General features: G+C 43.9%; 24 protein-coding genes and 1 pseudogene. 11 read left to right on the top strand and 14 right to left on the bottom strand.

Translation table 11 applies throughout. From position 1 onward, the window contains the following. Nucleotides 1-177: 177 nt before the first annotated feature. The 3 genes from ntrB to NDI35_RS24595 all read right to left on the bottom strand — a co-directional run bounded on the left by ntrB (nt 178) and on the right by NDI35_RS24595 (nt 6,040). On the bottom strand, nt 178-1,020 hold the full coding sequence (gene ntrB, locus NDI35_RS24605; protein ID WP_445315003.1) for a nitrate ABC transporter permease: 843 nt from the start codon (nt 1,018-1,020) through the stop codon (nt 178-180). Between the two features lie 79 nt (nt 1,021-1,099). Beyond that, on the bottom strand, nt 1,100-2,494 hold the full coding sequence (locus NDI35_RS24600) for a CmpA/NrtA family ABC transporter substrate-binding protein (RefSeq protein ID WP_445315002.1): 1,395 nt from the start codon (nt 2,492-2,494) through the stop codon (nt 1,100-1,102). A gap of 780 nt (nt 2,495-3,274) precedes the next feature. After that, the gene (locus NDI35_RS24595) at nt 3,275-6,040 is read right to left on the bottom strand and encodes an HAD-IC family P-type ATPase (protein ID WP_445315001.1); all 2,766 of its coding nucleotides are present in this window, start codon (nt 6,038-6,040) and stop codon (nt 3,275-3,277) included. Between the two features lie 265 nt (nt 6,041-6,305). Here NDI35_RS24595 and NDI35_RS24590 point away from each other — a divergent pair, with 265 nt between their 5' ends. Further along, nucleotides 6,306-6,464 (top strand): hypothetical protein, encoded by a 159-nt coding sequence (locus NDI35_RS24590; protein ID WP_445315000.1) that lies wholly within the window; start codon nt 6,306-6,308, stop codon nt 6,462-6,464. A gap of 81 nt (nt 6,465-6,545) precedes the next feature. On the opposite strand, the gene NDI35_RS24585 is transcribed toward NDI35_RS24590, so the two are convergent. Continuing rightward, complete coding sequence (locus NDI35_RS24585; RefSeq protein WP_445314999.1) at nt 6,546-8,003, bottom strand: CHASE3 domain-containing protein; 1,458 nt, start codon at nt 8,001-8,003, stop codon at nt 6,546-6,548. A gap of 381 nt (nt 8,004-8,384) precedes the next feature. Between NDI35_RS24585 and NDI35_RS24580 the strand changes: the two genes are divergently transcribed. Further along, nucleotides 8,385-8,633 carry a hypothetical protein gene (locus NDI35_RS24580; RefSeq protein ID WP_445314998.1) on the top strand — a complete coding sequence of 83 codons (249 nt, stop codon included), beginning with the start codon at nt 8,385-8,387 and terminating at the stop codon, nt 8,631-8,633. A gap of 81 nt (nt 8,634-8,714) precedes the next feature. On the opposite strand, the gene NDI35_RS24575 is transcribed toward NDI35_RS24580, so the two are convergent. Next, nucleotides 8,715-10,169 carry a methyl-accepting chemotaxis protein gene (locus NDI35_RS24575; RefSeq protein WP_445314997.1) on the bottom strand — a complete coding sequence of 485 codons (1,455 nt, stop codon included), beginning with the start codon at nt 10,167-10,169 and terminating at the stop codon, nt 8,715-8,717. Nucleotides 10,170-10,589: 420 nt separating this feature from the next. Between NDI35_RS24575 and NDI35_RS24570 the strand changes: the two genes are divergently transcribed. Then, nucleotides 10,590-11,612, top strand: coding sequence for a cysteine peptidase family C39 domain-containing protein (locus tag NDI35_RS24570; RefSeq protein WP_445314996.1), 1,023 nt, complete (start codon nt 10,590-10,592; stop codon nt 11,610-11,612). Nucleotides 11,613-11,991: 379 nt separating this feature from the next. Here the strand turns inward: NDI35_RS24570 and NDI35_RS24565 are convergent, their stop codons facing one another. After that, nucleotides 11,992-12,480 carry a hypothetical protein gene (locus NDI35_RS24565; RefSeq protein WP_445314995.1) on the bottom strand — a complete coding sequence of 163 codons (489 nt, stop codon included), beginning with the start codon at nt 12,478-12,480 and terminating at the stop codon, nt 11,992-11,994. Between the two features lie 169 nt (nt 12,481-12,649). Further along, nucleotides 12,650-13,009, bottom strand: a pseudogene (locus NDI35_RS24560) (cysteine hydrolase family protein); the annotation flags it as partial. 32 nt (nt 13,010-13,041) lie between these two features. On the opposite strand from NDI35_RS24560, the gene NDI35_RS24555 reads away from it, so the two are divergent. From NDI35_RS24555 to NDI35_RS24540, 4 genes are all read left to right on the top strand, one after another. Next, nucleotides 13,042-13,200 (top strand): hypothetical protein, encoded by a 159-nt coding sequence (locus NDI35_RS24555; protein ID WP_445314994.1) that lies wholly within the window; start codon nt 13,042-13,044, stop codon nt 13,198-13,200. Between the two features lie 127 nt (nt 13,201-13,327). Beyond that, entirely contained in the window at nt 13,328-14,377 is a 1,050-nt protein-coding gene (locus tag NDI35_RS24550; RefSeq protein ID WP_445314993.1) for a caspase family protein, read from the top strand. Between the two features lie 126 nt (nt 14,378-14,503). Continuing rightward, entirely contained in the window at nt 14,504-15,034 is a 531-nt protein-coding gene (locus NDI35_RS24545) for a hypothetical protein (RefSeq protein ID WP_445314992.1), read from the top strand. A gap of 5 nt (nt 15,035-15,039) precedes the next feature. Continuing rightward, on the top strand, nt 15,040-17,283 hold the full coding sequence (locus tag NDI35_RS24540; RefSeq protein ID WP_445314991.1) for a DEAD/DEAH box helicase: 2,244 nt from the start codon (nt 15,040-15,042) through the stop codon (nt 17,281-17,283). 33 nt (nt 17,284-17,316) lie between these two features. Here the strand turns inward: NDI35_RS24540 and NDI35_RS24535 are convergent, their stop codons facing one another. The 3 genes from NDI35_RS24535 to NDI35_RS24525 are packed head-to-tail and all read right to left on the bottom strand — an operon-like array spanning nt 17,317 to nt 18,742. Continuing rightward, complete coding sequence (locus tag NDI35_RS24535) at nt 17,317-17,547, bottom strand: hypothetical protein (RefSeq protein WP_445314990.1); 231 nt, start codon at nt 17,545-17,547, stop codon at nt 17,317-17,319. Between the two features lie 11 nt (nt 17,548-17,558). Further along, nucleotides 17,559-17,696, bottom strand: coding sequence for a hypothetical protein (locus NDI35_RS24530; RefSeq protein WP_445314989.1), 138 nt, complete (start codon nt 17,694-17,696; stop codon nt 17,559-17,561). A 20-nt stretch (nt 17,697-17,716) separates the two neighbouring features. Continuing rightward, nucleotides 17,717-18,742 carry a cysteine hydrolase family protein gene (locus NDI35_RS24525; RefSeq protein WP_445314988.1) on the bottom strand — a complete coding sequence of 342 codons (1,026 nt, stop codon included), beginning with the start codon at nt 18,740-18,742 and terminating at the stop codon, nt 17,717-17,719. Nucleotides 18,743-18,819: 77 nt separating this feature from the next. On the opposite strand from NDI35_RS24525, the gene NDI35_RS24520 reads away from it, so the two are divergent. Beyond that, nucleotides 18,820-19,551 (top strand): TVP38/TMEM64 family protein, encoded by a 732-nt coding sequence (locus NDI35_RS24520; protein ID WP_445314987.1) that lies wholly within the window; start codon nt 18,820-18,822, stop codon nt 19,549-19,551. A gap of 16 nt (nt 19,552-19,567) precedes the next feature. Next, nucleotides 19,568-21,103, top strand: coding sequence for a mercuric reductase (locus NDI35_RS24515; RefSeq protein WP_445314986.1), 1,536 nt, complete (start codon nt 19,568-19,570; stop codon nt 21,101-21,103). Between the two features lie 144 nt (nt 21,104-21,247). Here NDI35_RS24515 and NDI35_RS24510 read toward each other — a convergent pair whose 3' ends face one another. The 3 genes from NDI35_RS24510 to NDI35_RS24500 form a co-directional block, all read right to left on the bottom strand. Continuing rightward, nucleotides 21,248-21,838 (bottom strand): Uma2 family endonuclease, encoded by a 591-nt coding sequence (locus NDI35_RS24510; protein WP_445314985.1) that lies wholly within the window; start codon nt 21,836-21,838, stop codon nt 21,248-21,250. A gap of 87 nt (nt 21,839-21,925) precedes the next feature. Next, nucleotides 21,926-22,774, bottom strand: a complete 849-nt coding sequence (locus NDI35_RS24505; RefSeq protein ID WP_445314984.1) for a phosphatase domain-containing protein — start codon at nt 22,772-22,774, stop codon at nt 21,926-21,928. A 207-nt stretch (nt 22,775-22,981) separates the two neighbouring features. After that, nucleotides 22,982-24,067 carry a T4 RnlA family RNA ligase gene (locus NDI35_RS24500; RefSeq protein ID WP_445314983.1) on the bottom strand — a complete coding sequence of 362 codons (1,086 nt, stop codon included), beginning with the start codon at nt 24,065-24,067 and terminating at the stop codon, nt 22,982-22,984. Nucleotides 24,068-24,259: 192 nt separating this feature from the next. Here NDI35_RS24500 and NDI35_RS24495 point away from each other — a divergent pair, with 192 nt between their 5' ends. Both NDI35_RS24495 and NDI35_RS24490 read left to right on the top strand, forming a co-directional pair. Then, nucleotides 24,260-24,820 (top strand): hypothetical protein, encoded by a 561-nt coding sequence (locus NDI35_RS24495; protein ID WP_445314982.1) that lies wholly within the window; start codon nt 24,260-24,262, stop codon nt 24,818-24,820. Nucleotides 24,821-24,978: 158 nt separating this feature from the next. Continuing rightward, the gene (locus tag NDI35_RS24490; RefSeq protein ID WP_445314981.1) at nt 24,979-26,007 is read left to right on the top strand and encodes a hypothetical protein; all 1,029 of its coding nucleotides are present in this window, start codon (nt 24,979-24,981) and stop codon (nt 26,005-26,007) included. A gap of 102 nt (nt 26,008-26,109) precedes the next feature. Here the strand turns inward: NDI35_RS24490 and NDI35_RS24485 are convergent, their stop codons facing one another. Further along, complete coding sequence (locus NDI35_RS24485; RefSeq protein ID WP_445315025.1) at nt 26,110-26,496, bottom strand: MAG6450 family protein; 387 nt, start codon at nt 26,494-26,496, stop codon at nt 26,110-26,112. Nucleotides 26,497-26,683 lie beyond the last annotated feature (187 nt).

Here is a 26,683-nt window from a genome sequence, read left to right as displayed (position 1 = left end):
GCTAGCTGCTAATTAACTGGTTCCCTGGCTGAGCATAGAAGTAGAAATACTTTTACTCGCTTTCCAGTAGAAGATTATCTACTTCTTCCCTCTTCTTCCTTCTTCTTCCTTCGTGTCCTTCGCGTTTTCGCGGTTAAATAATCCTAATTCTTCCGGCCCCAGAGAAGTAACTCAAAACTACTTTCCTTGAGGGGGAGCAATCTTTTGCTGCAACCAAGCCATCATGCGATCGAGCAACAAACCAACCGCCCCAATGTAGAACACCGCTAACAGAATTTCGCTGATGTAGTTTTGCTGGTAAGCATTCCAAATAAAGAAGCCGATACCCGTAATCCCCGACATCACGATTTCCGCAGCAATAATCGCCAGCCAAGCCAAACCGATCGCAATTCTCAATCCTGTGAAGATATAAGGAAGCGCCGACGGAAACAAAATATTCATGTAATATTCCTGACGAGAAAGTTGCAGCACTTTCGCCACGTTGTTGTAATCGTCGGGAATTTGGCGGACACCTTCAGCCGTGTTGATTAAAATTGGCCAAACTGAAGTGATAAAAATCACGAACAAAGCAGCAGGTTCGTTTTGTTGCAGTGCAGCCAGGGCGATCGGCACCCAAGCCAAAGGCGCTACCATCCGCAAAAACTGGAAAATCGGATCTAAAGCCTTGTTCAAGAAGGGATTCGTACCTACCACAACTCCCATGCTAATTCCCACAGCGGCCGCGAGAGTGTAGCCTTTTGCCACCCGTTCCAAACTAGCCAAAGTCTGCCAAAATAAGCCGACTCCGTAGGTTTTGGAGTTCATAAAAGGATACATCAACAAGATCCGCGTCCGTTCGTCAGTCCAAACGCTGAGCGGTCCCGGCAATTTGATAATTCCCAAACTCGACAGGAACTGCCAAACCAACAGAAATCCAATTACTCCCAAAATTGGCGGCAAGATATTTGGGGAATTCTTCTTCCAAAATTCGCCAAATGCTCCTTGTGCATTGCCGCCTCTCCGACTTGTACTTACAGCCATGCTGCTAATCTCCTCTCTCTGGTGCTGTGTATTTTCGAGACTAAATTTCGAGACTAAATTATGGGAAGCTAACGCCCCATCACACTTTTTTAATTGCCAAACTCTTGAGATAAGCTTCCGGATTTTCAGGGTTGAATTCTTTGCCGTCAAAGAACTTTTCAACGCCACGAGACGTACTTTTCGGAATGTCCGCATCAGCAACTCCGGCTAATTGAGCTGCTTTTTTCCAGATATCTTCGCGGTTGACTTTATCGATAATTGTCTTAGCATCTGCCAAGGTTGTTGTCGGCAAGAAACCCCAGCGCACGCTTTCGGTTAAGAACCACAAATCGTGACTCTTGTAGGGATAGGAAACGTTGCCGAGGGTGTCTTTCCAGTACAGCGGACTGCTCTTGAAGTCGTTGATGTCTGGTTTGCCGTCGCCCATGACATACTTGCCTTCATAAGGAGGCGTCAAAACCGTCGGAGATACGTCAAAGAAATTTTTGCCAGAAACAATGGCGACCAATTCGGCTCGATGTTCGGGCTTGTCGCACCACTGCTGTGCCTCAATTAGTCCTGCGAGTAAGGCTTCGGTGGCTTTGGGGTGTTTGTCTACCCAGTCGCCGCGAATTGCTAGATATTCCTCTGGGTGATCTTTCCAGATTTCGGAGGTGAGGGCGGACATGAAGCCGATGTTTTCTTTGACAATCCGCAGGGGCCAGGGGTCGCCGGTGCTGAAAGCGTCCATGCTTCCGGTTTTCATGTTGGCGACAGTTTGGGCGGCCGGTACTGTTAGCAGTTCCGCATCTGCGTCGGGATCTATACCGTTAGCTGCCAGCCAGTAGCGAATCCAAAAGTCTTGATTAACTTTGGGGAAGGTGTAGGCTGCTTTGAAGGGAGTACCTGCTTGTTTGAGGCCTTTGATGTAGTCTTGGGCTGCTTGATCTAGTTTAAGTCCGATGCCTTTGCCTTGGTGTTTAGCCGCGATCGCAATTCCATTTCCGTGAGTGTTCAACTGGGCCAGAACATACATGGGGATTTGGACGCTGTTTTTGGTAATCAACCCTTTACTAATTTGATAAGGCATGGGCATTTGCCACTGGCCGCCGTCAATGCCGCCGCCTGCCGATCCAATTTCTAGGTTATCTCTGGCCGAGCCCCAGTTTGCTTGCTTAGCAACTGTTACCTCAGTCATGCCGTATTTGGCAAAAAAGCCTTTTTCTTGAGCAATGATTAAAGGTGCTGCTTCGACGATTGGGATATATCCCAATGTGATTTTAGTGCTTTCAATTCCTTCGACTCTTTTCTCGTTGGCAACAGCCACTACTGAGGTAGCTGCGGGTATCGCGCCGTCAGCACCGGCCGTTGCACCGGGTTCTGGGGGATTTCCCAAACAACCTTTTAGCAGTATTGAACCCAGGGCAGATGCACCTGCTTTGATGATAAATTTACGCCGAGAAAGCGCAGAAAATTCATCTGAAAATCTTGTCATAGCCTAGCCTCGCTGCAATTCATAATCTTCTGTAACAACATTCACTGAAGGTTATCAAGGCGCTTTTTTGCTGTTCGCTAATTGGGTTTAGCTAACTGTTTTGAGCGCTGGTTGGCAGGAGGGAGCAAAAGATTTATAGCTAGTATAAGTCTTTAAACTATCCCTGCAGATTTGACTTTTTTGATTAATATCGATATTTCGATCGACCGAGTTGTGTGAACTCACTTTTTGCGAGCCGCACGTTTCCTTTACTTGATAATTAACTCTACCGTACTCTTGCGGAAATTATAAAACAATTATTAAATTTGATTGATAAGCAAATCTTTTAGGACGGCGCTATCGATAAGGAGCCGTTGGGAAGAGCGATCGGGTTTGCTTATCAAAACTGGTTCAAACATCAAAACTGCTTCAAACTAAGACTTGCGGGCTAAAGTTTGTAGCGAAGGGCGATCGCGGATCATTCAAACCTATTGTCAATAAGCGACCAATATCGCTACAAGCGCACATTTGCTTTTTTAATACATTTCTAGTTTTTTAAGGGTTAATTGTAGTGGATTATACAGAAATAATTGAGGTTTTATGAAACTGCTGTTTTCAAAGGGTTAACGGGTTTTCATTGGTGGACTAGAATTGGCGCTTAATCGTAAGTGATTTACCGGATATGATATGACGTGGGCTTTTAGGTTCGATTTCTGTAAAACAGAGAAACCCGGTTTCTTCAGGAAACCGGGTTTCTGAACACCCGAAATTACTAATCGATCGCAGTACCTACAAGTTCGATTAGTTGGGCGGGTCAAAGCGGTTGACCCAGAGAGCAACACCGATCATCGGTAGCGCGACACCGAAGCAAATCAGCCACTGATCCAGATTCATTGGAGCCGTCTCAAATATGCGATTGACAAACGGAGAATTAGCAAAGATGATCTGCAAAATCACCGCCAGGACAATTCCCACACCGAGGGCGGGAGCGCCGCTAACTTCTTCCTTAGAACCGCTAAACTTAGCAACCAAAGAAGGCAACAACTGGCTGAGACTCAACAGGTAAAAAATTCTCCCCATTACCAAAGCTTGAATCGCCATCGTGCGGGCCAGTTCCAAAGTTCCCCACTCCGCTTGGCGTACCCATTCAAACATTCCGAAAATCAGAGTCCAGTTGTAAAGAGAAATAGCGATGATCCGCTTGATTCGATTTCCCGTGAGGAAAGGTTCGTTTACCGGTCGGGGCTGCTGTTTCATGACTCCCGGTGACTTGGGCTCGAAAGCAAGCGGCACAGTCATGGTGATCGAGTTGAGCATATTCAGCCAGAGAATTTGTAGCGACAAAATCGGCAATTCTCGACCGAGGAGGGTGCTGAGCAAAATTGTCATCGATTCTCCGCCGTTGACTGGGAGAATGAAGCTGATTGCTTTGAGCAGATTTTTGTAAACAGATCGCCCTTCTTCGACAGCAGATTCGATCGACGCAAAGTTATCATCAGTAAGAATCATGTCGGCGGCTTCCTTAGAAACCTCAGTACCGCTGCCCATCGCAATCCCGATATCCGCTTGTTTGAGGGCTGGCGCGTCGTTAACGCCGTCTCCCGTCATCGCCACGATTTCGCCTTGATGTTGCAAAGCTTCTACAAGGCGGAGTTTTTGTTCTGGGGCGACGCGGGCAAAAACTGAGCCGGCTTCTACGGCTTCGCCGAGTTCCTGCTTGCTCATCGAGGCGAGTTGAGCGCCGGTGTAGGCTACAAGTTCTCTGTGGTGTTTAGTTTTGCGGAATCCCATGCGGCGGGCGATCGCCTTAGCTGTAGCGATGTGGTCGCCGGTAATCATTTTGACTTGGATGCCGGCGGTTTGACAAGCTTGGACGGCTGCGATCGCTTCTGCCCGCGGCGGGTCAATCATGCCTTGCAGTCCCAAGAAAACCAGCCCTGACTCCAAATCCGAGTGATCGACGGAATTTTGGTCTTCGGGTACTGGCTTTTTCGCTAAAGCCAAGACGCGCAAGCCTTGCTTTGCCATTTCATCGACTTGATAGTGGATTTGTTCGCGATCGACTGGTAACGGATTTCCTTGGGTATCCAGACTGGAACCGCAGCGGCCGAGAATTGATTCTACGGAACCTTTGACGTACAAAATTTTGCCACTGGGAGTTCGGTGCAGCGTCGCCATGTATTGAAACTGAGATTCAAAGGGAATTGAATCCAGGCGCTGCATTGACTTGGACAAAGCTTGCTGACTCAAATCAGCTTTTTTGCCTGCAGCAATTAACGCTCCTTCTGTCGGATCTCCGACGACTATCCAATCATCATCTTTAAATTCCAAGTGAGAGTCGTTGCAAAGGAGTCCGGCTTGCAAACATTCTTGCAAAGTTGGAGCTTGGCTGACAGTAATTGGCAGTTGGTTGAGTTGAATTTCACCTTCGGGGCTGTATCCCGTACCCGTAACTGAGTAGGATTTGCCGCCCGAATAGATTTCTTGCACCGTCATTTGGTTTTCCGTCAAAGTTCCGGTTTTGTCGGAACAGATGACTGTAGCGCCGCCGAGGGTTTCGACTGCGGGCAATTTGCGGACGATCGCGTGGCGATTTGCCATCCGGGAAACGCCTACGGCTAGGGTGACGGTGATGACGGCGGGTAAGCCTTCGGGAATTGCGCCGACAATCAGGGCGACTGCGGGTTCGACTGCTTCTTTAAACGCTGAAACTCCCGCAGGAACTGGCCGCCCCAATCTGACTGCGAAGGTCAAGGTTGCCATTCCCAACACGAATAACAGCCAGTTTTGACTGAATTGGTTGAATTTGCGGGTTAAGGGGGTGGTGAGATCGAGGTGCCGATCTAATAGTTGGGAGATTTTGCCGGTTTCGGTTTTATTGGCGATCGCAATTACGATGCCGCTAGCTTGGCCAAAAGTGACAAAACTGCCGGCATAGGCCATGTTATCCCGTTCTGCTAGTGGCGTTTCTTTTGGCAGAACTATGTCTCCAGACTGTCCTAATTCTTTTTCGACAGCAACAGATTCCCCAGTGAGTCCCGATTCGTCGATTTGCAAGTCGCGCACTTTCACTAAGCGCAAGTCTGCCGGTACTTTGTCGCCGGAAGTCAGGATTACTAAGTCGCCGACAACGAGTTCTTTGGAGGGAATTCTTAATTTTTTGCCGCCCCGAATGACTGTGGCTTCGGTGGTGACAGCTTGGGCTAGGGCTTCAATTTTTTTCTCTGCTCCAGCTTCTTGGATGAAACTAATAGTAGCGTTGGTGGTTGTTACGCCCCAAATTACGCTAGCGTTTAGCCATTCTCCGATCACTGCTTTGATTAAACCTGCACTCAGCAAGATGATCAGGAGGGGTTGGTTAAATTGCAGGATAAATTTTAACCAGGCTGGTTTCGCTGCTTTAACCGTTAGTTCGTTGGGCCCGAATTTCTGTTGGCGATGGTTGGCTTCTGTCGGTTCTAAACCGCTTTCCAGGTTGGTTTCTAAGATTGTTGCAACCTTGGATATTTCTAGGTAGTGCCAATATTGCTCTGCTACGTCTACATCGTTGGCGGATCTTGATGGCATGATTCTTCCTGAATATTTGGGGTGTCTTGGGAGCTTCGATCGCTCCTTAATAGGCACGCTCAATACAACTCATCGCTCGTTGGAGCGTGAATATATTGAGCGGCTTAATTGTTTGTTGATTACTTTAACGGGCTGTGACTTATATCTATATTACAACGGATGTGGCCGTTTGTGGCAAGAGATTTGGGAAATTATTTGCGGCGCTAAATCTTGTTTGCGACTTCGTAGCTAAGGTGGGAAAAAGTCGATCGAGTCTCTTGACATTTTGCAAACTTTAGGTTTGGTTGAAGAAAGTCGGTTTGGGCGGGTGTTAGTTCGATCGTCCGTTACACAAGAGGATTTGTTTAAGGGCAGAAATTCGATCGCCCTGGCTTTCGCGATGCACTCGCCTGCGAACACTTTGACTTGGATGCCGACTGTTTGACAAGTTGGGATGGCTGCGAGTTCAATTCATGACTCAATGCTATCAATTGCTCGTCTGCTAGCCCAAAACACTGAGCACCCTTTAGACAATTGAATTGAGATTTTGGGCTGCATCGTTCAATTGTTGAGTGCCTACTTTGGTTTGAGTAATACCACTAGCGGTTTCTTTTGCTGCTAGGTTGAGGCTGTTCATCGCATCCACTACTTGTTTAATAGCAACTGCTTGTTGTTGAGCAGTTAGAGAAATTTGTTGATTGTTCAATACCACATTGTTAACAGCATTTGCTACTTCCGAGAAAGCTGCTGCTGTTTCTTGACTGATTTTGGTTCCTTCTTCTACTGTTTTAGTACCTTCCTTTGTCACCGTTACTGTGGAATTTATCGCATTCTTGATATCATCGACTAGGCGGTTAATTTTCTCGGCTGATTTCTTACTTTGGTCTGCTAGTTTGCGAATTTCTGTGGCTATGACAGTAAAACCTTTGGCGTTTTTACCCGCCCGGACTGCTTCTACTGAGGCATTCAGTGCCAGCATATTTGTTTGATTTGCTAAATCTGTGACATCAGTAGAGATATTGCCAATCTGATGGGTTTGTTCGCTCAATCGCATAATTTGTGTCGCCATTGCCCCGACATTTTCTTTCAATATTATCATCGATTCTAGGGTTTGCTCCACTGCTAGGGTTCCCTTTTGAGTGATCTGTAAAGCTTGCCGTGCAGATTCCGCACCCGCTTGGGCTTGCTGGGCTGATTGTTGGGAGGCAGCGCCCAATTCATCCATTGTGATTGTAGTTTGATTTACAGAGCTCGATTGCTGTGCGGCTGTGCGTTCCTGTTGTTCAACTGTGGCAGCAATCTCTGTGGAAGAACTGGCGATCGTATTTGCTACCTGATTGATTGGCCGGATAATTTTAGCAAAAATAAATAATACAATAAATGAACCCAATACTACAGCAACAACCGTACCTCCTATAGAAACAATCGTCGCTAATTGCTCCGACTGTTTTGCTAATTTTGTTCGTTGAACCAGTAAATCATCTTCTACCGTAAGCATTTCTGCCAGCTTATCCCTAATTTCATCCATTAACATCCTGCCTTTACCTGAAATCACCAATGCTCTTAGCTCTGCTTCTTTACCAGCCCTTTTCAGGGATATAGTTTCCGCTAATTCATCGAGTTTTTGCTGACCCAAATTTTCAACTTCCTCCAAAGTTTTAACTTGTTTAGGGATATCTTTTACTAATTTTTTTGTCTCATTTACTGTTTTATAAAAAGCGACTGTCCCCTTTTTGTAAGGTTCTAAAAATTCTTCCTTTCCAGCGAATATAAACCCTCGCTGTCCTGTTTCAGCATCCAATAAAGTTTTTTCTAGGGCTTGCAAATTTGTCTGGACTACATAAGTGTGCGTTTGCCACTCAATAGCTTCGGCTAACTTATCCATACTCAATTTAGTGGCAAATCCGATGCTAATCATTAACAAAAAAATGGAGCCGAAGCCCAGCGGAACTACTTTACTAAGTCGAATAATATTTTGCCACATTTCACTTTCTACTCCTTAATTCGTTGTTGATTTTTGTGGGGGAAGATGCAGCGTCAATAATTTGCTGATGGTTTTCACCCCAGTAGTTATTTAATCCCTAATAGTTATTCATAATTAATGCCAGTTTTTTCGTGGGAAAAACTTCCAGCGCTTTTTTTGCTTTCCTTGCTTTACTAACTCAACCATTGACTCAGACTCATCAACAAAAATCTGACCCTACTTAATGTCGAGCAAGCGATGCAGGTCAAGCCTTGAGGATTAAGGGTTGTTTTGGGTGCTTCGATTTTGGATAAATCATGTTTATTCGATTGTAGCGAGAAATTGAGGTATGCAACCCAAACATCGTCAAATTCTCTCCCCCCACTCTTCTTATCTCCCACTATGGATTGGAGTTCAAGTCGATCGCATAAATGTTACAACGTAGTTAAGCAACAAAATTTTGAGTTCATGGAAATAGTAGTGACGCTGGTGCTGGGTTCGGTACTCTTTGTCTGGGGAATTCGGTTTGGGCGGGTGTTAGTTCGATCGTCCGTTACACAAGAGGATTTGTTTAAGGGCAGAAATTCGATCGCCCTGGCTTTCGCGATGCACTCGCCTGCGAACACTTTGACTTGGATGCCGACTGTTTGACAAGTTGGGATGGCTGCGAGTTCAATTCATGACTCAATGCTATCAATTGCTCGTCTGCTAGCCCAAAACACTGAGCACCCTTTAGACAATTGAATTGAGATTTTGGGCTGCATCGTTCAATTGTTGAGTGCCTACTTTGGTTTGAGTAATACCACTAGCGGTTTCTTTTGCTGCTAGGTTGAGGCTGTTCATCGCATCCACTACTTGTTTAATAGCAACTGCTTGTTGTTGAGCAGTTAGAGAAATTTGTTGATTGTTCAATACCACATTGTTAACAGCATTTGCTACTTCCGAGAAAGCTGCTGCTGTTTCTTGACTGATTTTGGTTCCTTCTTCTACTGTTTTAGTACCTTCCTTTGTCACCGTTACTGTGGAATTTATCGCATTCTTAATATCATCGACTAGGCGGTTAATTTTCTCGGCTGATTTCTTACTTTGGTCTGCTAGTTTGCGGATTTCTGTGGCTATGACAGTAAAACCTTTGGCGTTTTCACCCGCCCGGACTGCTTCTACTGAGGCATTCAGTGCCAGCATATTTGTTTGATTTGCTAAATCTGTGACATCAGTAGAGATATTGCCAATCTGATGGGTTTGTTCGCTCAATCGCATAATTTGTGTCGCCATTGCCCCGACATTTTCTTTCAATATTATCATCGATTCTAGGGTTTGCTCCACTGCTAGGGTTCCCTTTTGAGTGATCTGTAAAGCTTGCCGTGCCGATTCCGCACCCGCTTGGGCTTGCTGGGCTGATTGTTGGGAGGCAGCGCCCAATTCATCCATTGTGATTGTAGTTTGATTTACAGAGCTCGATTGCTGTGCGGCTGTGCGTTCCTGTTGTTCAACTGTGGCAGCAATCTCTGTGGAAGAACTAACAATCATATTGACCGACTGATTCATGCTTTTTGCAATACCTGAAGCAATCCACAAAGCGATCACAATTGCCGTAAGTGCAGCTAAAGCAGTGCTTAAAATCACCACTGTAGTCAGGAACTGCAAAGCTTGAATTTGCTCTTTTTCTTTGTTAATTAAAATTCCTTCCTCGGTGCTTTGAAACTCCTTAGCTATAGCATCAACCTGACGAAGCTTTGGTACAATTTGTGTCTTCCATAAGTTAACTCCATCGTCTCGCTTACCTTGATCGACCAAAGAAAAGGCTTGTTTATAGCCTTGGTCTATCTGATTTTTTAATACCTTCATTTCATCTAGCCGCTGGCGCTGTTGCGGATTTTTTGCCCGCTCAAGTAAATCCTGATAGGCTTTGTCAAAGCTGTTTGCCTCTTCATTGTATTCAGTTAAGAAAGCACTATCTTTTGCCAAAAAATACCCACGAGCAGCTTTTTGCATACCTGCAAATCCTAGCTGTTGAGCTTTCAATGCTATAACAACAGCATTAGAATTATTGAGCAGTTTGGCTTTGTCTTCGACTTCTTTAGCATTAAAGAAAACCAAACTAGCTGCTCCAACTGAAAGCAAAATCGGTAGGGAATATCCCCACAGAATACGCTCTCTTAATTTGGGGGCTTTGAAGTTAATCATCTTAAAATTTTCCTATCTTGAAAAAACAAACAAATTAATTCCCTTCAAAGCAATGGGAACTGCATATCCTAGTCGCCTCCGGTTTCTCAGCTTTAAGTTGGCAAACATGGCAATATCTCCTGTTGGGTTAGGTAGCGGAATTATCTCATTCTCAACCATTGACTCAGACTCATCAAGAAAAACCTGAAAAAACTTAATATCGAGCAAGCTATGCAGGTCAAAGTCTTGAGGATTGATGGTTGTTTTGCCTGCTTCGATTTTGGATAAATCCTGTTTATTCGATTGTAGCAGGAAATTCAGGAATGAAACCCAAACATCGTCAAATTCTCTCCCCCACTCTTCTTCTTTCCCACTATTGATTGGGGTTCAAGTCGATCGCATAAATGTTACAACGTAGTTAAGCAACAAAATTTTGAGTTCATGGAAATAGTAGTGACGCTGGTGCTGGGTTCGGTACTCTTTGTCTGGGGAATGCGGTTCGGGCGAGTGCTAGTTCGCTCTGGAGTAACGGCTAATGATTTGTTTAAGGGCAGAAATTCGATCGCCCTGCTGTTTTTGGGTTTTTATATTGCTTTGCTGCTACTGGCTCTAAATATGCCTCAAATGCCTGTTTTGCCGATCGAGTGGCGCTTTCACGGGATGCGGGTTACTTGGACTTTGCTACGAGTGATGTTGATGGGAGTCTGCGGTATTGGCTTTAGTATAAGTTGGTTGACAGCACGATCCCAAGTAATCGCAGTAATTTTAATTTGCTTGTTGGGATTGGGAGGATTTACAGGCGCTGAAAACTATTTTATGGCGCCAATTTACGCTGATTTAATAGATAATTTGCAGCCAAACGGTGTATTTCGGCAAACATCTAACAGCAGTTGTGCGCCGGCGGCGCTAGCAACAGTGTTAAGGCGTTGGGGAATCGACGCGACGGAATCGAGTGTAGCGCGTTTTGCCGGTACAAGTCGCTTGGGAACTTCCATGCCGCAGTTAATTGTGGCAGCAAGAGCTTTGGGCGTAAATGCGATCGAACTTACGCCAACTTGGGAGCAAATTCAGCAAATTAATCGCCCCGGAGTGCTAGCATTTTGGCTGTTTGACGGCCCTCGGAAGCTACCCCACGCGGTCGCTTTGCTGGGAATGAATGACAGTGTAGCTGCCATTGCAGACCCCGCACGGGGCAGGATTTTCTATTTAGATAGGGCAACTTTTGCTCAGGTTTCTCGCGATCAATACGTGCCAATTTTCCGGTCTGCGGATATCTTGTTAAGCAATCAGCAAGCTATTGACTATTTGAGTAAATTAGGATATAATTCGGGTAATTTGCAAGCAGATATTGAGCGCTTTCAAAAAGACAAAAAATTAAAAATCAGCGGCAAATTAGACCGAATGACTGAGTTAATGTTGAGCGGCAGTTTTTTGGAAGGAGTTCCCCGATTGGATGGGAAATAGTTATGGGAAATCATCAAGCGCAGAGGCACTCTTGACCGACATAAAATAGGAATCATGCGTTTTTTTTTAACAATCTTTGAGTCATTCGTTCATAGCGATCGCAAATATTTGATCGCCCCAGCAGATGAGCGACGATCGCACCTTCGTAGCATGGCTGCATGAAATTACCCATATAACCGTAGGCACTTGCATCTAATTCCTCCTCTATTTTTGGCGTTGCAGAATTTGAGGAGGATGCTTGTGGGGAGTATTAGGCGTCCCGCCTGCTGTGAAAATACAGGCTTTCGAGGTACGAGAGTCCCTGCCAAAAAAACCATCAAAACCATCCCGCAATTATGCAACACCCTATTTTTAGGGTCGATCGCACCTTGGCCACCCCTCACCGTTTTTGACAATTGGGAACAGTTGAATCGCTCCTTTTAGGCTCAGACAGCTTGACTTCCCATCCAGGTAAATTCCACCAATTAACTCGCTGATTCGGCTGAATCCAAAAGTTTAGTTGCGTGATCTTGCCATCCTCAAATCTGAGTGTGGGAAAGGTAGGATAACTGGTATCATCGGTTTCGCGATAAGTACGTCCCAGGTAATTTAGGCAGGCCCTTAATCCCTCACTAATTCCCAATTCTTCCACTCCCGTTCCCTTCAATTTTGCATCATCGTAGCTGAAAGAACCGTTGAATGAATTGCCCGCTAACCCGCCTTTGGTAACAGTGATGGTGAAATCGTAGGTTACGGGAACTGCGTAGGCTTGGGTGGCAGTTACAACTGTGCTCAAAAGAGTCGTGGCGATCGCCACAGAGAGTTTTAAAATTGCTCGCACACTCGCATCCCGAAACAGAACAACACTATAAATTTCGTTTTCAGTCATCGGGAAACTCCTTAACTACGCTTCTATCGTAAGTGATTTACCGGACATGATATCATAACTAATCAGTTAAATGCGATCACAGCCGAGTGCCAAGCAAACAAAAATTACCGCCTAGGGTTCATAATGTATACTTTTTTTGCACTGAAAACCCAACAGAAAACAAACGTCTTTAATCGCCCAAAATTAACTCAGTAGATTGAACAATATTCATTCCCGCAGCCGCAAATTTTTGAAAAGCTGCATCTGCTTGTTCGGTAAAATCAACAACACCCGGAACAACCACAGGCGAAGTGCAATCTTCCAGCAAATAAACCTTCTTTGCCAAATTCGGATCTCGCGCCAAAATTTCAGTCAGCAAATCATCAATTGTCCAAGCAACGCAGTGACTTTTGGCTTGTCCGGCAATAATTACCGCATCAAAATCAAGTAATTTCTCAATAAAAGAAGCATTTTTTTGAGCAATAGAATTGCCATCCGACCTGTCTAAGACTTCCGGCCGCAAAACAGAATAGTTTTCTGTTAGCGGGTATCTTATTAAGTGACAAACAAGCTATTGACTATTTGAGTAAATTAGGCTATAATAGCGGCAATTTAAAAGCAGATATAGAGCGCTTTCAAACAGATAAAAAATTGCAAGTCAGCGGTAAACTAGATAGGATGACTGAATTAATGTTGAGCGGCTCTTTTTTGGAGGGAGTGCCGAGATTGGATGGGAAATAATGATTAGTATAAATAATAGGTCGCAGAGGAAATAGTGAATTTGTAGCGACGAATATCTATGAATGCTAAAATAGCTAAAATTCTGTCAATGGTGCGTAAGTCCTAAATAAGTTGACCAAAACAAAGCGTGACTAATCAAACCTTCTCCAACGGCTACGCATTGCTTGTGGGCATCGGTGTCGATCTACCCGTCACCGTCAAAGATGCTACTGCTATATATAATCTGCTGATTGACCCCAGTCACGCTGCTTACTCAACAGAACAAGTTGCCCTCCTCACCGAAACTTCTGCTACTCGGCAGCACATTCTTGCTGCATTCGATCGGCTGATTGAACGAGTGAGTCAGAATCCGGAGGCGACTGTAATTGTGTATTACTCCGGTCATGGAGGCTCAATCAAGGGTTTAGATGGATCGTCTGAGTATTTTCTAGTACCCTCTGACTTTAACAGGAGCCGAATAGCAGATACAGCTATATCAGGCAGAGAGTTTACTGAGAAGATTGAGGCGATTAAAGCTCGTAAGCTCGTTGTTCTCCTAGATTGCTGTCACGCTGGAGGTGTTCCTGCACTGAAGGAAGTTGATAAAAGTTTTACCAAGTCGCCAGTGCCACCTGACCTGTTGAATGTATTGGGCTCAGGCAGTGGTAGGGTAGTAGTTGCTTCATCAAGAGAAAACGAGTATTCCTATACAGGTAATCCTTACAGTGCTTTTACTGCTTGTCTACTGGAAGCACTACAAGGCAAGGCAGCCGTCAATAAGGATGGTTATGCTCGCATCCTTGATGTCCTGATTTACCTATTTGACCAAGTACCTAAGCGAGCATCGGGTCCTCAACATCCCTTCGTTAATAAGGTTTTAGGCTTGGGTGATAACTTCCCCCTCTGCTACTATGCAGGCGGCAGTAAGTTTCTAGCCGGGGAGTCGCCTTCTCCTGAGTTTACTCCTGCACCAACTAGCCTAAATTCTGGACAACGACGACGAATGGAACAGAAACGAGATGCCTTGCAAGGTGAGTGGAACTTACGGAGTGAGAAGGTAAAACGGATGCGGACGGACTTTGCGATCGAAACTGCGACAGCAATTAAGTTTCAACTGGAACAGCAGCTTTTGGATGAAGAGGCTAGATTAGCCCATTTAGGGGCTGAACTGGATGCTCTTGAGCAAGCACTTCCCTAAATCTGATGCTGACGCAGCACCATCTAACTAATGTCTTCTGCCAAAAGCTCTACTCATGTGATTGTTATCACGGCTGTACAGAACAGCCCAAAGCTAGGCTGTCTCTAATTTTCTTTTCAAAAAAATATGAACGATCTCAAAATTGCCTTTATTTCCAGTCATCGCTTTGAAGATGGTGCTGCGATCCGAGGAGCTGTACTTGTAGCTGACTATGATACGAAGCCATTGGAGTTTCGCGTCACTGCTCCAGTGCGTCCTACCCTCTTCCAGAAAACCTTATACGGTGAATTGCTGGAGGAGCATATTCTTGTAGAACTTATAGCAGTTCCATTACTGGCTGAACTCAAAGAAAAGCCTCAGATCATCTTAGTACGTGACCCACTCTTTCTTGGAATTAACGCTAGACAAATGATTCCTACAGTTTTGATTTTGAAAGAAGATGAGCTGGAATTTGGCAAAAATAATCCCACAGCACAATTAGATTCTGCTTCAGGTCATCCTCCTCTTATTCTGAAAACTTCAGATAAGTTTAGCAAAGAACTAGACAGCATACGAGAGCAACTGGAGTCGATATATTCTCGTAGAGATTTACTGGAAGCATTCTCACGTAACAGCATAGCGTGTCAGGAAGTACATAATCAGAGGCTTGGAGAGTAGTCTATATGGTACTGATACGCGCTATTTCAAGACAAATAACCAAGACAACCTCTGGAATTAGAAAACCTGCTTGCTTTCTGAAAAGTTTTCGGATAGTCCTTCCCCAGATTTCAGATAATCTGTGTCTGATTATTTCAAAAGTTAAAGTTTCTGAAAATCTTTTACCTGTTTTTCCTTCAGTCTTTGAAATAAGTGAGCCACTTCAGACTCCTAGCAACTTTGAGATTGTAGAAAGTTTATTTATTCCTCGTTCAAACATTTTTGATTGCACAGATATATTAAGCGTTAAGAAGTGGGTGTCTGAGAACTTAGTAGAGTTAATTTATCAGCCAGACACTTTTGAATATAATTACCCAGTTGAGCAGACATCCCTTTCAGAAAACTTATTTGAACCACTTGAAGCGGAAAAGGCAAAAGGAAAAGCTTTTGAAGATGAGACTCAACAGCTTAGAAGAAATCTCTCAAATCTTGGAGACGATGAAAAACTCCGTTTAATTGATCAGGCTCAGAAAGACTATTCTCTAACCAAACAAGTAGATGTTTGGGATTTATTAAAGCCTTTACTACAACCACCTTTATTATTTGATTTTCCTGATGAGCTTGATTTATATCAGCCGTTACGAGGATATCAACAGGAAGGAATTGGCTGGTTAGTGGCTAACTCATCAGCCTTACTTGCGGACGAAATGGGTACTGGTAAAACTGTACAAACAGTAAATGCAATTCGCCTTCTTTTCAGACAAGGAAAAATCAAATCTGCTTTAATTGTTTGTCCGCCTGCTGTAATTGGTAGCATTGCACTAAGTATTGAAACTGAAAAACCCGAAGGATGGAGTGGGCATTTCTATCTTTGGGCACCAGAACTATTGGTAACGGTTATTAGAGGCAGTAGGGAACACCGTAAGTTAGCCTGGGAAACTCCAGTTCATGTGTATATTACAACCTATGATACTATTCGTAATGATTTATCAGAGGGTTTATTAACTGATTTAAATAAGTTTGATTGTGTTGCTTTAGATGAAGCGCAGAACGTAAAAAATAAAAATTCTGGTCGTTCTAAAGCAGTTCGTCAATTACAAGCCCAATATCGATGGGCATTAACTGGTACACCGATTGAAAATAGCATAGAAGATGTTAAATCACTTTTTGAATTTATTGAACCAGGTTTCTTTAACTCAGGTATTAATTATTCAAATCAAGAAATCAAAAACACGATAAAGCCTTATATGCTTCGTCGATTAAAGCAGGAGGTTTTAAAGGATTTACCTGAGAAAACTTATCAAGAGAATTGGTTGGATTTAGATGACGAACAACGGAAGGCTTACAATAATGCTCTGAATGCAGGTCGTCTAAATATTAAGAATTCTCTGGGTAATGAAAGTCAAGTTCAAACTCACATTTTTGCGCTTATAGGAAAGTTGAAGCAAATTTGTAATTTTGCTGAAGGGAAAGATGAAAGTCCCAAGACGGAACGATTACTTGAATATCTTGAAACAATAGTAGCCAACAATCAGAAAGTACTTATCTTTTCTCAGTATGTTCCAGAAGGAGTGGATAAACTGGCAAAATTATTATACAAGCAAGGGATTCGCTTTGTATTGTATAAGGGTGGAATGTCTGAGCAGGAACGCAATCAGGTCATGAGTGATTTTCGCAGTAAGCCAGATGTCAATGTTTTCCTCGCCACAATTAAGTCGGTTGGTTTTGGTGTGACTTTGACAGAAGCTTCCTATGTAATTCATTTCGATCATCCATGGAATCCTGCACAAATGCAAAATGCTGAAGACAGAGCACACCGAATTGGACAAACAAAGAATCTGACGGTGTACAGTTTTTGGATGAAGGGTACAATTGAGGAACGGATTAAGAAGAAGTTAACCGAGAAGCACCTGCTTGTCGAAAATGTTATCAATCCTCTTGCTGTTGAAGCAGTTGAAAATCCTATAACTACCGAAGAGTGGTTAGACATCTTAGGCATTGAGACTGTGCAGAAGGCTAAGGCTGAACCAGCAAGTAAAGAAACTGTCACGGCACGAAAACATCAGCGTATCCAACAACAACTCGATAGCCTGGAAAACCAGTATGATGTGTTAAGCGAAAAGATAGCTGCTTTACGAGAAGATTCAGCGATCGAATCCGACACTGCTCAAAAGTTTAAGCTAGAAAGACAAATTGAGAAAGCTGAATCAGAAAGAACGCAACTCGATCTGCAGATTGAGGATTTGGAGAACAAGCTTAAGGCTGACTAGAAATTATTGATTTAACTACATTTAATCAAAAAATCATGACTGAAGTTGGTGACGTGCCTTCGATGCTTGAAGCTTTTCCCAGGCTGCTTCCACCCCAGGTGGTGGTGGCAGGGTAGCAATGCGGGCCACGATCTCGCGATTTTGTTCTTCGTAGTATTGCCGAAGTTCCTCAGTTTCCTTAAGAACAACTTGGTATTCAGCCTCAAATTCAGCCCAATTTGTATCTCTGTAGGAGAGGGCTGCATTAATTTGATCCTCTGTCAAATCAAACAGGGCTAGAATAAATTTAGGGGGATATTTGCGGTTACGTAGTCCATCACGTCGTAGAGAGTGATGCGCGTACCTGCGATCGACAACCCGGGCTCTGTACGGATAATAGCCGGCGGATCATTAGATACTAAGCTCATACTCATAGCCTGTTACTAACTTATGTTTATTGTACCTCAAACTGAGTAGATTTAACGACATTCATTCCCGCCGCCGCAAATTTTTGAAAAGCTGCATCTGCTTGTTCCGTAAAATCAACAACACCCGGAACAACCACAGGCGAAGTGCAATCTTCTAGCAAATAAACCTTCTTTGCCAAATTCGGATCTCGCGCCAAAATTTCCGTTAACAAATCATCAATTGTCCAAGCAACGCAGTGACTTTTGGCTTGTCCGGCAATAATTACTGCATCAAAATCGAGTAATTTATCAATAAACTTAGCATTCTTTTCCGCAATCGGATTGCCGTCGAATCCATCTAAAACTTCTGGCCGCAAAACAGAATAGTTTTCGGTCAGTGGATTATCGCCTTTGATTTCAAAAAGTGCTTGGCTGTTGCGGGCTATAGTATGAAAAAACACTGCTTCTTCCACCACAGAAACCAGCGCGTGTCCGATGCCGCCCAGCATCGAGTGATAGGGCCAAATAGTCAGGGGATATTTCCCATCGGCGCTGAGTTTTTTGACGTAGTGGAAAGCCTGTTTTTCCAATGCTGAAAAATTAGCCCCGCTGATACTGTGGGCGATGGCGGGATTGACTTTCCAAATGCCTTGCTGCACGTCTTCTAAAGTAATTGATGTGGCGGCGGGTAGGGGGTGTTCGCCTGCTTCGTTTATCCAAAAGATTGGATGAAAAATTTGCATGGCGGTGTGGGTATCCATTGTGGGCGCAATGGTTGTAATTGCGTTTAAATTGCGGTAAATAAATTCGCACAGGCGCAGGTTGTCATCAACTGCACCGCTACCGGAACGCCCGCCCACAAATAGTTCAAATTCTGGCAAACAAAAGGTATTTTGGGCATCAATTATCAGCAAACAAATGCGGTTTTTGTCGCTGGATGCTGGCTGGATGCTGTGCTGCTTTGCCCAATTTTTCGCTTGGGCGGCGCGTTCTCGGTAGGGGACTCGCCAGACTTCGCCTACTTTTTTGGGATCAAAATGTTCGGGGATTGGAAGTTGGGCTTTTGGTGTCATGACGATCGCTTGTAGGGTAGTTTACAGTAATAATTTAAGTTTGGAGTATAATGCTGATAAATATTTGCGGGTAAATCATGGCAAAAGAACGAATCCAAGATTATTATAGGGTAAAATTTAAACGCATAGTGTTGTTTTTTTCGATCGCACTTTTCCTCGCTCTCTTAATTGTAGCAACTAGATCTGCCTACGTTCAAGATGTTTTGAGAACTCTGTTAATGCGGATCGAAGATTTAGGCTGGTGGGGGCCAGTGGCTTTTGTAGCTACTTATAACTTGGCGACTGTGCTGTTTGTACCGGGTTCGGTACTGACGCTGGGAGGGGGGGCGATTTTTGGTTTGTGGTGGGGTTCGGTTTACGTCTTTGCGGCGTCCACTTTAGGTGCTGTATTTGCTTTTGCGATCGGGCGCTATTTGTGCCGCGATCGCGTGGTAAAATATATGGAATTTCACCCCAAGTTTAAAGCTCTCGATCGCGCAGTTTCTCAACAAGGATTAAAAATAGTTTTTTTGACTCGTCTTTGTCCTTTATTTCCTTTCAATTTATTGAATTATGCTCTGGGAATTACTCAAGTTTCTTTGAAAGATTATGTGCTGGGTTCCTTTGGCATGATACCGGGTACAATTATGTACGTTTACTCCGGTTCTTTGGTGGGAGAGGTGGCGGCGATAGGCACAAAAACTGTGTATGCAAGTCCTCAAGATTCCGCAGTAAAATGGTTGATTAATATTATCAGTTTTCTTGCTACTGTCGCTGTTACTGTCTTTATCACTCGCATAGCTAGCAAAGCTTTGGAAGAAAGTATTTAATTAGGAGAATTTGCCCATGCTGCAGTCAAAAGTCGATCGCGTAACTGTCCCCCCGATGGACGAACACAACCAGAAATTAGTCTCCTATTTGCATCCGCCCGATTGGGTAAATCCGCAGCCGGCTAGTTCTTATAATTTAGTAGTAATTGGTGCGGGACCCGCCGGATTAATTGTGGCGGCGGGTGCGGCAGGTTTGGGCGCGAAAGTTGCTTTGATTGAAAAACATTTAATGGGCGGCGACTGTTTGAATGTCGGTTGTGTACCGTCAAAAGCGCTGATTCGTTCGTCTCGCACTGTCGGCGATATCTGGGAAGCAAATAAATTTGGTGTTAATGTTTCTGACAGTGTAGAAGTTGATTTTGCCGCTGTGATGGAACGGCTGCGCCGCATCAGGGCGGGCATCAGCGATGTTGATTCTGTTCAACGATATCAGGAGAAATTAGGAGTCGATGTTTTCTTAGGTTCGGGTCGTTTTACTAGCAATAATACAGTAGAAGTGGCAGGTCAAACTCTCCGCTTTAAAAAAGCAGTAATTGCCACAGGTGCAAGGGCGCTACAACCACAAATTCCCGGTTTACAAGAAGCTGGATATTTGACAAATGAAACTGTCTTTAACCTGACAGAAAGACCTCAGCGTTTGGCAGTAATTGGCGCAGGGCCGATCGGCTGCGAATTGGCTCAAGCCTTTCAACGGCTGGGTTCCGAAGTCGTGTTGCTGCACAAAAATGCTCAAATTTTAGATAAGGAAGATGCGGAGGCTGCTAAAATCGTGCAGCAGGCTTTTGTACGCGAAGAAATTCAACTAATACTAGAATCCACAATAGAGCGCGTTGAGAAAACCAATGCAGGCAAAGTAATTTATTATAAATCTCAAGGTAAGGAAGCATCGGTAACAGTAGATGAAATTATTGTGAGTACAGGGCGATCGCCCAACGTGGAAGGATTGAATCTGGAGGCTGTCGGTGTCGAATACGATACACAAACTGGCGTATTTGTCAACGATTATTTGCAAACTACTAATCCCCGCATTTATGCCGCTGGGGATATTTGCATGAAACATAAATTCACTCACGCTGCTGATTTTGCCGCGAGAATGGTAATTCAAAACACTCTATTTTTCGGGCGCAAAAAGCTCAGCGCTTTGACGATACCTTGGTGTACTTACACAGATCCGGAAATTGCGCGCGTCGGAATTGGCGATCGCGAAGCTAAGGAAAAAGGCATCGATATCGATACATTTTTAATTCCTTTCAGTCAAGTCGATCGGGCAATTATTGACGGCGAAGAGGAAGGATTTGTGAAAATTTACGTCAAAAAAGGCAGCGATAAAATATTAGGTGCAACTATTGTTGCGCGCCACGCTGGGGATATGATCAGCGAGATTACTTTGGCAATGGTTAACAATATTGGTTTGGGAAAGATTGCTAGCACAATTCACCCGTATCCAACACAAGCTGATGCAATTCGGAAAGCGGGAGATGCTTACAATCGCACTCGTTTGACTCCCTTTGTGAAAAATTTGTTTAATCGCTGGCTGGCTTGGACGCGATAGATAAATAATTGTGGAACAGGCATCTTGCCTGTTCATTATGGGCTTTTATGGACGGGCTAGGAGCAACGGCCCACCATAAAATTCACTCTTTGTGGAACAGGCATCTTGCCGGTTCATAAAAAAGGTGCAAAATGAGGTGTGTTTTTATGCTTCTGTTTCTGTTTCTGTTTCCAATCCAACACCTTCATACAAAAGTGCGATCGGCAAATCAAACTCAATGCTTGATAAAGTTACAATCTCTCCAGCAGTGTAAGAATAGTAAAGCCACATTCTACCCTCTCCGCGACAGTAACGCTCAACGAAAATCTTTTCTGCGTCAATCAAGATATACTCTTGTAAAGTCGGAATTTTCAGGTAACAAGTAAATTTTTCATCCCGATCTTTAGCACTTGTACTGGGGGAAAGAACTTCCACAATGATTTTAGGATTCTGAATGAAATTGCGCGAATTAATGTCTTCTGGATCGCAACTGACTATCACATCAGGGTAGTAGTAACGGCTTTGAAAACTGACTTGCAATTTCACGTCTGACACGTTCATCCGACAGCCTCTGGAACGCAGATGCGGGTACAAGTTCCTGTAAAAGTTAAGTGCAAGATCGTTATGAGGAATTGTACTGCCTGTCATGGCAAAAACTTCGCCGTTGACATATTCGTAACGAATCTCTTGTCGAGCTTCCCATTCGAGATATTCCTCAACCGTCATTTTTTGGGGTTCTTGGGGAATGGATATCATAACAAAATTTTTGTCAATGTTACTTTGATTGTAGCATTAGGGGTGGGACAATGGTTGGAAGTTGCGATCGCCTAAACAAACCAGACATTAAAAATCCCCTTCATCTACTTGGAATACCGTCAATCCCAACCCTCTCCACATATCAACAACTTGCTGGCGATCGTCCAAAACAAATTTAATGTTATATTTCCCTGCAATATGCTGCCGATACAACTCTTCCTTCATAATCGCATCCTTCCTCATATCTCCGGTTTTCCGCAGATAAAGAGCGGCATAATTGACCTCATACTGCTGCAACCATTTTTCAGTTTGAGGCTGGCAGTCATCTGTCCGACCCGACACTACAATAATATTAACGCTGGACTGCCACTTCCGAACGGTATCTAAAACTGGCTGATTGGGCAAATCGCGATCGCACGTCGAAGCATCAAAAGGATTTCTGCCGTTGAGAAGTGCCAGCGTACCGTCCATATCGACAATAATTGCATCAGGCAAATCCGGGTTATATTCCGGCGGCACAACGGGAACCCGCACGTACTTATTGTACATCTTCACGATCACATCTTTGCCCACCGAATTAAGTCTTTTCAAATCCCGTTTAATACATTCCTCTACCGGAACTTGTAGGAAAGAATCATTAACTTCCACAACAGCTTTACCTTTAACCAACTCCTTGATATGCTCGATGTGAGGCCCGAAATTAGTATCATCAACAATGACGTGCTTGCCGCTTTCCAAAGCCATCAAAATAATCGTATCTCTCAACTGCAAAATAAACTTTTCATTCGCAGGCGACCAATGAGAAGCGTGAGCCATTTCTCTGAGCAAATCTTTATTGCTACGAACCCATTTTGCAGGTTCCGATAGCAGCAATTCCCTAGCAAATTGAGATTTTCCCGAAGCAGGTAAACCGACAAGTACAATAACTTTTTTCATGGTAATTGGTAATTGGTAATTGGTAATTGGGCATTGGGCATTGGGCATTGGGCATTGTTTAAATACTTACCTCTTCCTGACATCCGTTACATCCGTTACATAATCCGTTGCCGAACTTCCCTCTTCCCTCTTTCTTAAACATTTGCCTCACGCTCGATCATTAATCCGTGTATCCGTGTCAAAATCTCTTAGAGTGCCTTCCTTCTTCTACAAACCTAAATGGATGTAATCTAAACCCAATAACTCTTCTATTTTATGAAGAGTAACATCGCGCAGAGCTTCTTTCACTCCCGCAACTCTTCGGGCCCGCAAAGAAAACAAAATCCCGGAATACGGCAAATGTTTCACAGCTAATGCAAAATCTTTCTGAACTTCGATATGTTCGTGCTGTCGGTAAGCTTCCTCGATTTCTTCAACCAAAGATTGATATTTGTCCTTAACTTGTTGATACAACTCACTCCACTCAGGAAAATAAGCTAAAAACTCTTCTCCTTCATTAGTTAAAACAATTTCTATCAGGCGGCGGGTCGAAAACCCTTCGCGCAGATGGGAAATCGCGACATATTGCGGAGACTTAACTTTAACTCGGTTGAAGTTAGCGTCGCAGATAATATACCCTTCCGAATTCATCGGATCTAAATGTTGAGCCGCTTCGATAACTTCTTTCCAGCTAGTTAAAGGATAGGATGCGACCAATTCCCAGCCGTATTTATTGGCCCAAAGACTCGGGTCTGTTTCTAGCAGCGTTTGAGTGTTGCGAACCCCGTGCAGCACGATTTGATTGTTTTTTGGCTGGACAACTATTCTATTGTAAGGCGTTATCAATTCAAAGATAAAACACTGGTCGGTTTCTTCCGGCCATTGATATCCCAGTTCTTGCCAGACTTTCCAAAAAAGTTGGGCAAAGCTGAATCCAAAACCGTTAACTTCGCCGGTGGCGTCGGGAGTCCCGCTAGATTGCACTCTCCATTCTCCCTTGTAAAAATACAGTACCGTCAGAGAACCGTCTAGTTTTTCGTAAACTTTGGCATGACTCCAATCAATTGCAGCGGCGTGAATTTCTCCGTAATTAAAAAATTTGTCGTAGGGATAAGAAACTATCTGCCAATCTTGAGATGAATCTAAAATAATGCCTCGGCACTGCTGGACTATTTTTTCGCCCAGGGGAGATTCTATCTGCGAGTATTTCAGACAGACTAGATCGGGATATTGGCGGTGGCGGGTAACTTTGATATGATAAGTTTCGGACAAAGTTTCCAATCCGTGCTGACGTAAATACTCTTGTAGTTCCACGTTCGATACCTAAATTTGTCTCCTTCTATATTTTATCTGTAACTGCATATTTTAGGGAATTTGTAAACAAAAAGTTAAACTGGCTTTTTTGCGGAATGCCTATTGGGAGTTTGGTATTTTCGAGTATCGTTGTAAATAGGTGAATGTGCTTCAACGTAAAACTGGACTGTTTCGGCATCAAGGAAAAACACAGTGAACAATAAATTATTACTTTTGGCGACTTCGGCGTGTGTATTGACTGCTTTAGTACCTGTATCGCGAGTTTTTGGTGCGTGCGAATTGTCGCAGCTACCGCCGGAAACAAAATCTGTTGCTGTAGCGGGTACGGCTGTTCCGGTAAGTCAAATCTTGCAGCAGTTAAAAGGCAAAACACAAGTACCCATTTTCCTCCCCAGTCGGCTCCCTATTTCGCAGAAGCTTTACTATCAAAGCCAAGCGGAAGCGGACAGCTATACTATTTCTATGGAGTATACAGCAGATTGCCGAGGTGCGGGAGCTTGCAGTTTGGGGGAAATTCGAGGTCAGAAAGGCGGTGATTTTTCTACCAAAGTAGAAGGGGTAACTAAGACCTTAAAAAATGTTCAACTGGCTGACCGAGTGAAAGGAGTTTTTCACAATGGTTGCGGGGCTTACTGCACAGCAACTCTTGAGTGGAAAAGTCAGAATTTTATGTATACCGTAGCAATTAAGAATGGACGAGAATCTGATTTAATTTTAATAGCAAATTCTGCTATTTTAGCTCGGAAGCGTTAAGCTTTGTAGTCGGAGACGCACAACTTATATCTGTAGGGTGTGCACGGCGCACCTTACCGTTATTGTAGGAGAGATTTGTATGAGAGATATTAACTCGCACTCGCCCCTTACAAGATGCTATGGTTTTTTTGCGCTTACCTACTTAGGGGGAAATTAGGATGAGGGGAAGATGGCTATTTGCGGCGATTTTTGCTTGTGTGGTTACTGCTTTTACGATTCCCTTCGGGATAGCTTCGCTTCACGCACCTTTGACACCAAACTCAGCGTTAGCAAGGACTGAACTCCCGATTACAGAAATCCGCTGGTTTAATTATTCCCCTGAAGATAGCTGGCAACCGATACAATTTATTGTACCCGATCGCAACACTGCAAAATCGGCCGGCAGCCGGAAGTTGCGGTTGTACGATGTTCATATTGCCAAGATGTTTGAGATTTCTCATTTTCTGTGCGATCGCGATCGTGCTTCTGAGGGTTACAATTGGTCTTATCAAGCAGAAAATGGCAGTATTGAGATGGGACGCTTCAAAATTAGCTGCAATCTCGCCCGTTCCATAGCCACAGCTTACGGCTTAGGTAAACCCGAAATTACAGTGATTCGCCGCAACTTCAACCTGACAAACGGTCGCCCTTCTTTTGCGCTAGAAAAATACTCGATTCCAACTTTTAACATTGCTAAAAATAGAGTTGTGCAGTGGAGGGATTTTGTGCAAAAGTTTCCCCCAATCCCAGATAATTTAGGTGCAAACCAAGCTAACAGTCGTTTTCCTGCGAGGGACATTTTTAGACAAATCAAAGGCAAAACGCGAGTGCCTGTTTTTCTTCCGAGTAGACTTCCTTTATCTGACATTCAGCAACTTAATTTTGATGTGCAAGCAGGTTCCCACGGTTACATTGTGGGAATGTATTTAGGCAAAGGATGCCGCGCGGGAGCCTGTTATTTCGGCACAATCGAAGCTAAAAGAAATGAACCGTTTTCGCCTCCTTCGCAATTGCCGCAGGATACTTACAGAAGCGTTGAATTGGCAGGCGGATTCAGGGGGATTTATTTCAATAATTGCGGTGCTTACTGCACTGCTTTTGTTGAGTGGCAAAGGCTGGGGGTGCTGTACCGAGTCACAAGGAAAAACGCACGGCAGCAAGAAGTTGTCCAGATAGCAAATTCTGCACTTCAAGCAGGGCAACGTTAAATTTGGGTGAGAAATGGAAAAGGTACGCGCGAGCGAAGCTATCCCGAACGCGCGTGCCTTCGGGCAGGGTAGGGAATCGCCCTTTTTCACTCCTCATAAACTTTATTCTGGACAAACTGAATGGTCGCGGTCAAACCAAATGATGTAGTAAACAGACTGAACGCGGAACCCAAAGATCCGTTTTTTCTCATCAATTCGCATTTCGGATAACCTCTCATCTTCAGGAATATTGTCAGGCAAAGTCGGATGAATGTTAATCAACTTATAACCAGTTCCCACTGATTCACCTCGTTTTTTTGATCCGTGGCCTTTGATTTGGCCCCAAGTATATTTCTCAATTTTCTTTAGTCCTTCTATTAGGTCAGTGATTTCTGATGATGTCCAGTCAGACAAAAGCCAACGATTTTTATCTGCATAGGTAAATCTGAAGCTAGGATGCTCATCATCTGTACTGCTTGGTCGATTTAACTGAGTTGCTTGCTCTGGAATTCTACTTTGTTGCTTTTTTTGAGATGGCTTTGGTATTTGACTTTTTGTAATTGCTCAACCCCCTTGACAAGAAGACAAGATAGACATTAGATCAAGGAATGGAAAAACTCCCCGACCTAAAACAGCTATCGAACGAGGCAAAAGAAGCCTTGATAGTAGAGCTATGGGAGAAAATCCAAAAACTAAC

The organism is Microcoleus vaginatus FACHB-2002, assembly GCF_040004035.1.
GTDB lineage: Bacteria > Cyanobacteriota > Cyanobacteriia > Cyanobacteriales > Microcoleaceae > Microcoleus > Microcoleus vaginatus_C.
Note: the sequence above shows the minus strand (reverse complement) of the source record. Positions and strands in the feature narration are given on the sequence as shown.

What these genes read in the sequence shown, in the direction of transcription:
- ntrB (WP_445315003.1), bottom strand. Translation starts at nt 1,020, where the DNA reads ATGGCTGTAAGTACAAGTCGGAGAGGCGGCAATGCACAAGGAGCATTT.
- NDI35_RS24600 (WP_445315002.1), bottom strand. Translation starts at nt 2,494, where the DNA reads ATGACAAGATTTTCAGATGAATTTTCTGCGCTTTCTCGGCGTAAATTT.
- NDI35_RS24595 (WP_445315001.1), bottom strand. Translation starts at nt 6,040, where the DNA reads ATGCCATCAAGATCCGCCAACGATGTAGACGTAGCAGAGCAATATTGG.
- NDI35_RS24585 (WP_445314999.1), bottom strand. Translation starts at nt 8,003, where the DNA reads ATGTGGCAAAATATTATTCGACTTAGTAAAGTAGTTCCGCTGGGCTTC.
- NDI35_RS24580 (WP_445314998.1), top strand. Translation starts at nt 8,385, where the DNA reads ATGGATTGGAGTTCAAGTCGATCGCATAAATGTTACAACGTAGTTAAG.
- NDI35_RS24575 (WP_445314997.1), bottom strand. Translation starts at nt 10,169, where the DNA reads ATGATTAACTTCAAAGCCCCCAAATTAAGAGAGCGTATTCTGTGGGGA.
- NDI35_RS24570 (WP_445314996.1), top strand. Translation starts at nt 10,590, where the DNA reads ATGGAAATAGTAGTGACGCTGGTGCTGGGTTCGGTACTCTTTGTCTGG.
- NDI35_RS24565 (WP_445314995.1), bottom strand. Translation starts at nt 12,480, where the DNA reads ATGACTGAAAACGAAATTTATAGTGTTGTTCTGTTTCGGGATGCGAGT.
- NDI35_RS24545 (WP_445314992.1), top strand. Translation starts at nt 14,504, where the DNA reads ATGAACGATCTCAAAATTGCCTTTATTTCCAGTCATCGCTTTGAAGAT.
- NDI35_RS24540 (WP_445314991.1), top strand. Translation starts at nt 15,040, where the DNA reads ATGGTACTGATACGCGCTATTTCAAGACAAATAACCAAGACAACCTCT.
- NDI35_RS24530 (WP_445314989.1), bottom strand. Translation starts at nt 17,696, where the DNA reads ATGAGTATGAGCTTAGTATCTAATGATCCGCCGGCTATTATCCGTACA.
- NDI35_RS24525 (WP_445314988.1), bottom strand. Translation starts at nt 18,742, where the DNA reads ATGACACCAAAAGCCCAACTTCCAATCCCCGAACATTTTGATCCCAAA.
- NDI35_RS24520 (WP_445314987.1), top strand. Translation starts at nt 18,820, where the DNA reads ATGGCAAAAGAACGAATCCAAGATTATTATAGGGTAAAATTTAAACGC.
- NDI35_RS24515 (WP_445314986.1), top strand. Translation starts at nt 19,568, where the DNA reads ATGCTGCAGTCAAAAGTCGATCGCGTAACTGTCCCCCCGATGGACGAA.
- NDI35_RS24510 (WP_445314985.1), bottom strand. Translation starts at nt 21,838, where the DNA reads ATGATATCCATTCCCCAAGAACCCCAAAAAATGACGGTTGAGGAATAT.
- NDI35_RS24505 (WP_445314984.1), bottom strand. Translation starts at nt 22,774, where the DNA reads ATGAAAAAAGTTATTGTACTTGTCGGTTTACCTGCTTCGGGAAAATCT.
- NDI35_RS24490 (WP_445314981.1), top strand. Translation starts at nt 24,979, where the DNA reads ATGAGGGGAAGATGGCTATTTGCGGCGATTTTTGCTTGTGTGGTTACT.